Annotated in this window: 8 protein-coding genes; 4 read left to right on the top strand and 4 right to left on the bottom strand. The window is 46.4% G+C overall.

The window, feature by feature from the left end; genetic code table 11:
- Nucleotides 1–14: 14 nt before the first annotated feature.
- A complete protein-coding gene (locus tag B0E43_RS30630; protein ID WP_077349848.1) occupies nt 15–1,142 on the top strand; it encodes a Fic family protein in 1,128 nt (375 codons plus the stop codon).
- An 81-nt stretch (nt 1,143–1,223) separates the two neighbouring features.
- On the opposite strand, the gene B0E43_RS30625 is transcribed toward B0E43_RS30630, so the two are convergent.
- The 4 genes from B0E43_RS30625 to B0E43_RS30610 form a co-directional block, all read right to left on the bottom strand.
- Nucleotides 1,224–3,002 carry an alpha-amylase family protein gene (locus B0E43_RS30625; RefSeq protein WP_077349846.1) on the bottom strand — a complete coding sequence of 593 codons (1,779 nt, stop codon included), beginning with the start codon at nt 3,000–3,002 and terminating at the stop codon, nt 1,224–1,226.
- Between the two features lie 96 nt (nt 3,003–3,098).
- Nucleotides 3,099–4,385, bottom strand: coding sequence for a M20/M25/M40 family metallo-hydrolase (locus B0E43_RS30620; RefSeq protein ID WP_077349844.1), 1,287 nt, complete (start codon nt 4,383–4,385; stop codon nt 3,099–3,101).
- Between the two features lie 326 nt (nt 4,386–4,711).
- Nucleotides 4,712–5,158 carry an IS200/IS605 family transposase gene (tnpA, locus tag B0E43_RS30615; RefSeq protein ID WP_077349840.1) on the bottom strand — a complete coding sequence of 149 codons (447 nt, stop codon included), beginning with the start codon at nt 5,156–5,158 and terminating at the stop codon, nt 4,712–4,714.
- 317 nt (nt 5,159–5,475) lie between these two features.
- Nucleotides 5,476–6,519, bottom strand: a complete 1,044-nt coding sequence (locus B0E43_RS30610) for a glycosylase (RefSeq protein ID WP_077349838.1) — start codon at nt 6,517–6,519, stop codon at nt 5,476–5,478.
- Nucleotides 6,520–6,746: 227 nt separating this feature from the next.
- Here B0E43_RS30610 and B0E43_RS30605 point away from each other — a divergent pair, with 227 nt between their 5' ends.
- From B0E43_RS30605 to B0E43_RS30595, 3 genes are all read left to right on the top strand, one after another.
- On the top strand, nt 6,747–8,501 hold the full coding sequence (locus tag B0E43_RS30605) for a hypothetical protein (RefSeq protein ID WP_077349836.1): 1,755 nt from the start codon (nt 6,747–6,749) through the stop codon (nt 8,499–8,501).
- Nucleotides 8,502–8,572: 71 nt separating this feature from the next.
- A complete protein-coding gene (locus B0E43_RS30600) occupies nt 8,573–10,279 on the top strand; it encodes a GMC oxidoreductase (RefSeq protein WP_077349834.1) in 1,707 nt (568 codons plus the stop codon).
- Nucleotides 10,280–10,282: 3 nt separating this feature from the next.
- Entirely contained in the window at nt 10,283–10,876 is a 594-nt protein-coding gene (locus tag B0E43_RS30595; protein WP_077349832.1) for a gluconate 2-dehydrogenase subunit 3 family protein, read from the top strand.
- The last annotated feature ends 202 nt before the right edge of the window (nt 10,877–11,078 follow it).

Here is an 11,078-nt window from a genome sequence, read left to right as displayed (position 1 = left end):
AATCAAATATTTTAATGTCAGATCAGCGCTATCGAATCAATCCCGACCGGACTGTTCCTTGGAACAACCTTCCAAAATTGCCCATCGATTCCACCTTTTACAGGGATTTGGATGTCTTTGAAGGGCTGGGAAAAGCTAAGGCAGCACTGGGAAAGCTTCAGGGCCGGAGCATTGCCATTCCAAATCAGGGGATTTTGGTCAACACGATCAGTTTGCAGGAAGCGAAGGCATCGAGTGAAATCGAGCATATTTTCACCACAGACGATGAACTCTACAAGGCTTTTAGCGATGAAACTGCTCAAATCAAAGGCCCTGCAAAGGAGGTCTTGAGGTATCGGGAGTCCATTTGGTCTGGGCATGAATACCTGGATCAGCACCGAAAGTTTGATTTGGAGTATTTTGAACTCATCTATCGCAACACGACACAATACACCGATGGCCTGCGAAAGCCTTTTGCCCAGACCTATATCCGACAGGGAGGCTCAGGCCCGAATGCCGGAAAGCCGATCTACACGCCTCCCAGAGGTGAGGGAGTTTTAGAGGATTTGATGGGGAATCTGATCCAATTCGTCAATGACACCCAGCAGCCAGAGATCGATCCCCTGATCAAAGTAGCCATCGCACACTTGCAATTCGAGGCTATTCACCCTTTTCGGGATGGAAATGGGCGTACAGGCCGGATTTTCAACATCCATTATTTGGTTCAAAGTGGATTGCTGGATTTGCCTATTCTTTACCTCAGCAAGTACATCTTAAGGGAAAAAGAGCAATACTATGCCAACCTGGCCGGAGTGACCCAGCGCGCAGCCTGGAAGGAGTGGTTTTTGTTTATTTTCCGGGGAATCGAAGAGACTTCCCTGGATACCTTCCAAAAAATCACGGACATCCTCAATGCCAAAGATGCGATTCTGCATGTCTTGGAAAGAGAAACCAGCATCGCCCGACCCGAATCACTTTTGGAGGCCATTTTCACCCAACCCTTCACTAAGGTCAAGCATCTGGTGGACAAAAAACTCTATGCTGAAAACACCGCTCGACAGTATTTGAATCAATTGGTCGAGTTGGGGATTTGTGAAAAACGAAAAATCAGCGGAGGCGACTACTATTTGAATTTGGAACTGTATCGGATTTTGGGAAGTTGAAAGCTCCTCAAAATTTGCAATTTCGAGTCCAGATTTTTAATGTGGATTGTTTAGCAGATTACAAACCTCGAGAATCCACCTCTACCTCACCTCAAACACCGCCGACTCCAAGGGGCCCAACTCCAAGTCGATTTCAGCTCCTAACTCAGTCACGCGAAGGCGGGTTTTCTTTTTGCCAAACATCACTTCCTGAATTTCCCGTTCGCCTTTTTCCAGATTCCACGCTTTCAACAGTTCAGGAGATAGTTTTAAAGTCGTTTTCATCCATTTAGATTCATCAAAATTGGTCACCACCATCAGCTTTTGACTTTCATCCCAACGGGCAAACGCAAAGGCTTTATTGGTGTAATCAGGATTTTGATGGCGATTGAAGGTGTGTAGCTCCAGATATTCTCCCGTTAAAGCAGTGCTTTTTAGAGTAAAATTCAGGACTTCGGAATAGTAGTTCCGCAGCGCTTTTTCATTGTCCGAAAGCTGCCCTCCGTCAAATTCCCCCCCATTCATCCACTTTTGATGTTGAGGTACGCCTATGTAATCGAAAATGGAAGTTCGGCTGGGCTGTCCAAACCCCGCCATTTCCGCTCCTGGTTCGCCCACTTCCTGACCGAAATAAATCATCGTCGGTGAAGTAGAAACCGTTGCTGAAACGACCATCGCGGGCATGGCCTTCCAGGGATTCCCGGCAAACTCAGGACTGGCAATGCGCTGTTCGTCGTGGTTTTCCAAAAAGTGCAATAGGTGATGCTCTATATCTTTCGATCCTTCCAAAATGGACACCAGATTATCAGTCGAGCCTTGTCCCTGAATAATATGTTTCAAAGTGTCATACAGGTCCACCTTGTCGTAGAGATAATCCATTTGACCCTGGTAGATATAATCCCGATAAAGGGTTGGGTTGTAGACTTCTGCCAAAAGAAAAGCTTCAGGGTTTGTCAATTTGATGTGGGAATTGAGGTAAGACCAAAACTCCACAGGTACCATCTCAGCCATATCGTATCGGAATCCATCCACTCCTTTGCCCAACCAAAACTGGGTGATGTCCCTGAATTTCTTCCATGAATCGGGTACGTCCTTTCCCTGCCAAAAGTCAAAATGCGCTTTCCAGTCCAAAGAATCCGCACCTGCAGGCAATGCGTCAAAGTCCTTTTTTCCATCAGGACTCAAGCCGTAGTTGATCTTGACGGTCTCGTACCAGTCGTCAAAATCCGGCTGAGCTTTTCGGGAACCGTTTCCGGTCCATTTAGCGGGGTTTTCGGCAAACTTTCCATTTGCTAAGGGATGCTTTTCTCCACCCAAAGGACGGTAGCCGTTTTTGGGTTCCGGTACTTGGAAAGCTTCTCCTGGGATATAATAAAAGTTGTTGTTTTTGGCGTATTCGACTGTTTTGTCATCGTCAGCTCCAAAATCACTGACTCCTTCTGGATTATTTTTCCCCTCATAAAAACGGGAAACGTGATTGGGTACGATATCGATGATCACTTTCATCTCATGCTGGTGGGTTCTTGCGATCAAAGCCTCAAACTCCTCCATTCGTTTGGTCACATCCACCGCCAAATCGGGATTGACCTGATAGTAATCCCGCACCGCATAAGGCGAGCCTGCCCTGCCTTTGATCACATCCGGATCATCTGAACTCACGTCGATTTCCGGAAAGTCCCCGATCACACCGTGATGCGGCACGCCGGTGTACCAGATGTGGGACACACCGAGTTTTTTGACTTCTTCCAAAGCGGAATCAGTAAAGTCATTGAATTTCCCGACTCCGTTTTCCTCCTTGGTGCCCCAAGGTTTGTTGTTGGTGTTGGTATTGCCAAAAAGGCGGGTGAAAACCTGATAAACGACGATTTTTTGAGGCTTCATGGATTGATTCTCGATAGTTTCAGGAGCCTGATTTTGACAGGAAATTGCTGTCGCAACCGTGGCCGCTGCCGTTAAAAGTTTCTACATGCAAAAAGGTTATCGGGTCAATCGGTAAAGCAAAATAGTATTTCTTTTGATCAGATCAGGAAATTGCTTCATGTTAATAGTCTCCCCCGGAGCATGTGCGCCACTTCCTGAAGCTCCCAATCCATCCAGACAATCCATAAAATCCGCCACATAGGAAATGTCACCAGCTCCTCGACTTCCGGGATCTCCGGGTTTCACTTCTCCAAAACCCATATCCAGACTGACTTGATTGAGGATTTTGGCCAAGCCATAGTTGCCTTCAGTTGGAGCCATGGATGGAATTCCGTCTTTGAAGATGATTTCGGCTTGCGTTTGATTGAGGTTTTTGGCTACGATTTCTCGCATTTTGGCTCGGGCGGCTTCTTTTTGGGCTTCGCCCAAAAACCGTAAATCCCCCGTCACAATGGCTTCTCTGGCGACGATGTTAGTTTTTCCCAAGGCTGTTCCGGTTCCGGTGACATCATCCAAACTTACGTCTGAGCCTCCGATAAACTGACCTGGGTTGAAAGTAAGGTATTGCTCTCCGGCTAAAGTTTCTTGGAATTCCGTCAAGATTCGGGCAGCTTCATAAATTGCTCCATAACCCACGCCTTCACGGAAAACTCCACTGGAATGGGATTGCCGTCCGGAAGTTTTCAGAGTCCAGCCGCTGGAACCTCTTCGGGCTACAGTCACAGTGCTGAATCCCTGAGCGGTTTCATATCCCAAGGCGATTTCATGAAGTTTGGCCCTATCGATAAAGTCCTTTCGGGAGATTTCCGCATTGCCGGAGCTTTCTTCGTCTCCATTGAAATAGACGGTGATCGTGCGATCCTCCAAAAGTCCGAGTTCGTGGAGCGCCTTCAAACTTGCCAAAACCAGGACATCTCCGCCTTTCATGTCATTTGCTCCTTGGCCGGTGGCCGTGCTGTCATTGAGGTAGGTGAAAGGAGAAAAGGGCATGTTTTTTTCAAAAACTGTATCCAAATGCCCGATGAGAAAGAGCTTTTTTCCTTTATTTCCCTTTCGTGTAGCTACAAAATGTCCGGCGCGGTTGACCTCAGCTGGCAGGTCTATCCATTCGGTTTCAAAGCCGATTTTCTGGAACTCCCGCTCGAAAACCCGTCCTACTTCCCGCACTCCTTCTTTGTTCAGTGAGCCTGAATTGATGTTGATGACTTCTTCCAGAAGGGTCAGAGTCTCCTTGTAGTTTTTGTCGATCAGTTCAGATAGCTTTTTTTCTTCTGAAGAAAGTTGCTGGGCAAAAGAGAAAAGCGGGGAAAAGCCTATCAGAATAAGGAGGGTGATTTTTTTCATAGGAGGAAAATAGGCGAAAAAGTGTGAGGGGACAATAAATTGTCAATGCATTCCATCAAAGATTTATGTCGATTTGGATCACAGATCGTGCCGTTGGCACTCTTGAAAATAATGATTTCATACGAAAACCCAGAATTGAATTCTGGGCTATTACATGATGTGCCGATGGCATTATTTTCAGGGATAGAGGTTGTTTCAATTTTTGAACATTCCCTAAAAGCGCTGAAGGCGCATCCTGTAAAAGCCCCAAATTCCATTTGGGGTAATGAATTGAATATTCTGGCGAACCAGAGCCCTGAAGGGGCGATTTGTATTGTATTCCCCAATCAATCCCAAACGTATTTTTCATCATATTCAATTCGATATTCCTCCAGGAATCTCCGGTATTCCTCTTGAAGATCCAATTTCCTATGATGCTCGGTTTGATTTTGGATATATCGCTTGACGGTTTCTAATTTGGATTGGCTTACAGAAAATGTTCCGTAACCCTTTTGCCATTCAAAATTTGGATGGACAATTTCTTTGAATTTAATAGAGCTGGAGATTTTGACGTTTTTCACCAAATCCGCTATGGTTATAGTTCTTGGCAAAGTGCAGAGCCAGTGGATGTGATCCGGCATCATGAAAATCTCTTCTGTGAAGCTTCCAAGGTTCGCGCCGACTTTAACAAAATAGGCTTGGGCATTGGGGCGTATTTCTTCGGAAATTAGAGGTTGGCGGTGTTTGGTTGAAAAAATGATATGGAGGTAAACTTTGGCTAGGGATTGGGACATGGCTGAAAAATTTAGGCTCTAAAAAATTATTACAGATCGTGCCGTTGGCACTCTTGAAAATAACGAATTTGTACCAAAACCCAGAATTGAATTCTGGGCTGACACAGTGTGTGCCTTTGGCACTTTTTTTCCAAAAACGGGACCTTGGATTGAATCTACCCTATATGCGCGTTATTTTAATGAGTCAAATTCTATTTCTGGGTAGAAATTCTTTGGACTGATTTCTCCAAAAAACGATTCCTTGGATTAAATCAGCGCTGAATGCGCATCCTGTAAAAGCCCCAAATTCCATTTGGGGCTGAATGGCCAACTGTACTCTATTTCCGTAGTTCCACCGAAGTCGCCAATGCGATCACCCGGCCCTTTTCTCCAACGGCATTGTAAAAATGGTAAACCACACTATTCCATTTGATCACCCAGGGTTTGTGAGCATATTGTTTATCGTATTCTTCTGAAGGGGCGATCAAATCGGGGCCGTTCCAATCGGTCCAATTCACCAAATCGTAAGAGACCGCAAATCGCTCAAACGCCCCCGGCTTCCAAAATGCCCCAAAGTAAAACATGATATAGAGGTCTTTGTATTTCACGATCTGCGCATCCCCACAAATCCCTTTGTACTTCGTAATAACCGGATTTTCTCCAAACCTTTTCCAGGTTTTCATGTCTTCTGAAACCGCCATTCCGATGCTTTCATAGTCTGCGGTGTCTCCCTTTGCATTGTAATACATGACAAAAGGGAATCCGGTATGCAGCTCCCGGTCACGGATGACATGGCTTTTGTAAATGGTTTGATTTTCAAACCAGCGGACATCCCGATCTTCGGGCGACAAAAGGGGTTGATTTGTGGTATTCCATTCCCGTACTTCCGTCAAGGTGGATGAATTGGCCAGTCCTACTTTCAGCGTTCCGGCTTCGTATCCGGCGGTGTTTCCGCCTAGGTAGCTCATCCAATAATTGTCCCGGTATTTCTCCACCGAATAATCTCCACCCCATTCCGTATTTACAAGTGCGGGATACCCGGCTTTCTGGTTGGCATCCCAAGTGCCCTCGGTAAATGAAAGGATTTTGCCTCTGGACTCCCAAGTCAGCAAGTCGGGACTTTCTGCCAACCACGTTTCATATCCTTTCCCATCAAAGACTATATAGGTCATATACCAAGTGTCCTTTTCCCGGAAAATAGTCGGGGAATCCACCATTTTCGTGGTATCGGGATGCTGAAAAACAATGCCGTATTTGAAAGGAGTTTTCACTTCCTCGTAGACTTCTTCCATGATCGGTTGGGGAACCTCAAAGGCAACGTTACTTTTTGATGTTTTGCAGGCAACCAGGATCAGGCAAAGAACTAGGACGATATTTTTCATAGTAATTGAGAACGGATGAATTTATAACCTTCTCACCGTGCAAGCAATTGAGTTGAAACTGAATTCAATTTGAAACACCAAGGCACAGTCCATTTCCTGTAGCTTAGGACTAATTCTGTCTTTTGAGTTGAGATTTCACAATTGCTTCCTGAACCTTTGTATATTAATCTGTTGCATAAAAAATTGAATTCAAGATCTCACTTTTTGACCCAAACTCCTCAAAACCCATGTCTGACAATCTGCCAAATGCCCAATGGAAGAAAAATCCGGAAAATCAAGAATGGAACGATCCCAAGAACTGGAAATGGGGAAAGGTCCCACTGGGAAAGGCTCTGTTTTCCAGTTCAAGGCAAAGTCACATTACCTTTTCGAAACAACTCAGTGCGGAAATTCAGAGTATCGAATTTGACGAGGCGGCTGGTGGGTATATTTTGCTTGTGGGTACTTCCGAATCGACTGAAAAACTCCTCCTGACCATTTCCGGGGAAGGTGTAATCAATCGCTCCGGCAGGCCTCAACTGATCAAAATTGCCGCCACAAATTCCAATTTCCGTGATCCGCAGGTGAAGTTTTCAAGTAAAGCCACAGCAGGGGGAGACGATATGTACTATGAATCAGGTCCAGAATCCCTGGAAAATGGCTATGGCGGCGGGATTCTCGGTTTTACCGAACAGTCAGATGCAGGTAGTGCCAATTTCATCGTCAGAACTGGCAAGCAAGCCCCACCGGATCCCAAAATCCAGCGCAGTACAGTTGGCGGAGAGGTCAGCTTTAGCGACCATTCTCGTGCCGGTACTGCCAAATTCACCATTTATGGTTCCCTAGGTACGGATGGAGACACCTTTGGCAATACCGTCTTTCACGACTATGCTTCAGCCGATCGGGGTACTTTTATCAATATCGGAGGTACCGTGGAGGGGGGTGACGGTGGAAATACCCAGTTTTATGATCACTCGACCTCAGATCATGGTTTTTTCTTAAATCTAGGTGCTTCCCACTACAAGGGAAATGGAGGAGATGTAGCCTTTGACGGATTTGCAAGCGGGAGTCACGGACTATTTCACAACGAACCGGCAATCGCCGCCGGAGGAAATGGTGGTGTGACCAGTTTCAACAACAATCCACCCAAAATGGACTCAGTCGGAGCTTCTGCCGGGCATGGCTTTTATCATAATTTTGGAGCCAAAGAGTCCAGCCACGGGGGAGGAGGTCATACCGAATTTACTGCCAAATGGGGTTCACCAACTGCTCATAGAGCAACCATTATCAACTACGGAAGTGTCCTAGAATCCCCTTCCACAGCCGGACATACCATTTTCTCGGTCAATCTTCCTTCTGCCTACTTTCCCTCAGCCGGAGAAGCTACGGTGATCAACTATCCGGCAGTTCTAAAAGGATCAGCAGCTGGCTATACTGAGTTTGCGATTTGGGGACAAGGAGATCCCGGGAAAAATGTGCCCACAGCCGATCTAGCCACATTTTTGAACTTTGGAGGGACTGTGCATGGGGCAGCTGGGGGCTATATTTCCTTTTCGCAGACCTGCGGGGCAGGAAAAGCCAAGTTGATCGCCTACGGTGGAATCAATGGCGGCTTGGGGGGAAAAATCATTTTTGCGGACCAAAGTGCCGGTGAGGAAGCAAGTATCCATCTTTTTGGAAATGGGATTCTGGACCTGAGCAAAAGGACCGAACCCTTGAAATTCAAAAACCTGACCCTGAATGAAGGGATCATCCAAGTCAGCCTGGGGGCTCATGATACTGGACTTGAACTTTCCGATGCGCTGATCATACCATCACTCAAAACCCGATTTTCATTTTTAGGAAATTCAGCCAACCCAATCACCAAAGGAAAAAAATACCGGGTTTTGACTTGCCCAAATCTGGATTCCTTTGAGCCTTCGAGATTTGAAGGAGATGCGCCTGATGGCTTAGTCCCTTCATTTTCTATTGAAAAAAACAGCCTTTTTGTTTCTTTTAGCTGAGCTGGATTTGAAGTTATCCCCAGTTTGATTTATTTACTCCCTAAGCAATCCAAAACCTATTATTCCCTAAAATGGCCAACTTTAATATTGACGCAGACAAAAACCTGACCTATGACGCCATCGTCATCGGTTCGGGGATCAGCGGCGGCTGGGCAGCAAAAGAACTTTGCGAAGCCGGACTCAAAACTCTCGTCCTCGAGCGGGGACGCATCGTGGAGCATGTCGTGGATTATCCTACCATGACCCTCGATCCTTGGGAGACCGAACTCCGTGGAGGACTCACTCCCGAGCAAAAAGCAAGACATCCCAAAGGAGGAAGATCGGGCTTTATAGGTGAAATGAACGAGCACTTTCACGCCAATGACCTAGAAAACCCCTATACCGAAGTCAAACCTTTCCTTTGGGTTCGTGCCCATCAGATGGGGGGCCGATCCCTGCTTTGGGGTAAGCAATGTTATCGCTGGTCAGATTTGGATTTTGAAGCCAATGCCAAAGACGGACATGGAGTCGACTGGCCGATTCGGTACAAAGATCTGGCACCTTGGTACACTCATGTGGAAAAATTTGCCGGAATCAGTGGGGAAGCATTGGGTTTGCCTCAGTTGCCGGATTCTCACTTTTTGCCTCCTATGGAATTGAATTGCGTGGAAAAACATGTCAAGGAGCGGATTGAAAAGGAATTTTCAGGCAGAAATATGATCATTGGACGGGTGGCTCACTTGACCGAACCTCTCAATGGCCGGGGCAAATGCCAATTCCGAAACCGCTGCGACCGAGGCTGTCCGTATGGAGCTTACTTCAGTTCGAATGCAGTGACTTTGCCTGCCGCCCATGCAACAGGAAATCTTACCATCCGCCCTTTTTCCATTGTCCAGTCTCTCGTCTACGATGAGCAAAAGGGAAAAGCAAGCGGAGTCCGAATCATCGATTCCGAGACAGGCGAGGATATAGATTACAAAGCGAAGATTGTTTTTGTCAATGCATCTACACTAAGCACCACACAGATTCTCATGAATTCCACTTCCAGCCGCTTCCCCAATGGCTTAGGCAATGACAGCGGCGAACTCGGCCATAACCTCATGGACCATACCTATCGCGTCGGGGCAATGGGTTCAGTCGAAGGATTTGAGGACCAATATTACAAAGGCCGCCGACCCAATGGCATCTACATTCCCCGCTATGTCAACCTGGACGAAAAGACCAAGTCTGACAAATTCGTCCGTGGCTTTGGATTTCAGGGAGGAGGAGGACGAGCCGGCTGGGGAGCCGGATCCAATCAGGAGGATTTTGGAGGAGATTTCAAAGACGGATTGATGAAGCCCGGGCCTTGGGAGTTTTTCATCACAGGTTTTGCAGAATGCCTTCCTTACCATGAAAACAAGGTCTACCTCAACAAAGATGTGCTGGACAAATGGGGACAGCCGACGCTTTCGATCGATGCGGAATGGGGAAAAAATGAACTGGCAATGAACGAGCAAATCCGGATCGATGCCAAGGAAATGCTGGAACGAGTCGGAGTGAAGAACGTGATGGACTTTGACAACAAGCATGAAATGGGCTATGGTATCCACGAAATGGGAACTGCACGAATGGGCCGTGACCCTAAGACTTCCATTCTGAACGGAACCAACCAAGTGCACGATTGCAAAAATGTCTTTGTCACAGACGGTGCCTGTATGACTTCTTCGTCCTGCGTGAATCCATCGCTGACGTATATGGCACTGACCGCAAGAGCTGCGAATCATGCAATCTCCGAACTCAAAAAATCAAACCTCTAAGCGATGAACAGACGAGAAGCACTAAAAAAATCAGCCTTGGCGCTTGGAACTGCAGTTGGAGCTCCGACTTTGCTCAGTTTGCTTCAGTCCTGTGCAAAGCAGGACAGATTGACTTGGACTCCCCAGTTTTTGAGCGAGGATCAAGCGAGGTTTATATCAGCATTTGTGGATTTTCTTTTACCAAAAACAGAAACTCCCGGAGGCTTGGATGTGAAAGCGGATATTTTCCTGGACTTAGTCTATGCCAAAACCTACGATGAAGCAGGGCAGAAGAATGTCGTGGCTGAGATCGAAAAGTTCAACGCAGAATGTAAAGCGAAATTCGGAAAAGTCTTTGCCGAGCTGAGCCCCGAGGACAAAACTGCCTGTCTTAAAGAGCATGAAGCCAATTCTCCCAAATTTGCTCCGAAGGTTTGGGGAACTGCCGTTGGGACCCAGGAACCTGTTGGGTTTTATCGAGGCCTGAAATCGTCCGTGCTTTGGGCATATTTCAGTTCTGAGGAAATCGGGAAAAACGTTCTCAGCTATGACCCGGTTCCGGGTGAATTCAAAGGGTGTATTCCACTTTCGGAAGTGGGGAATACCTGGAGTTTGTAAGAAATCATCTCCACTTAATAATAAGACAGGTTTTCAAGAGAAATTGAAAACCTGTTTTTTTTTGACCGATTCGGCAGAATTCAAAAGTAAAAAAAACCAGTCACTTTTAGTTTACTCTCCAATTCTGGGAAATAAATTCCACAGTTTGACCCTTTTTCCAACACGGAAGAATTCTTAAAATGGCTTCAGGTAGCTCAAAATG

The sequence above is a fragment of the Algoriphagus sp. A40 genome (genome assembly GCF_002002735.1).
Taxonomy (GTDB): Bacteria; Bacteroidota; Bacteroidia; order Cytophagales; family Cyclobacteriaceae; genus Algoriphagus.
Note: the sequence above shows the minus strand (reverse complement) of the source record. Positions and strands in the feature narration are given on the sequence as shown.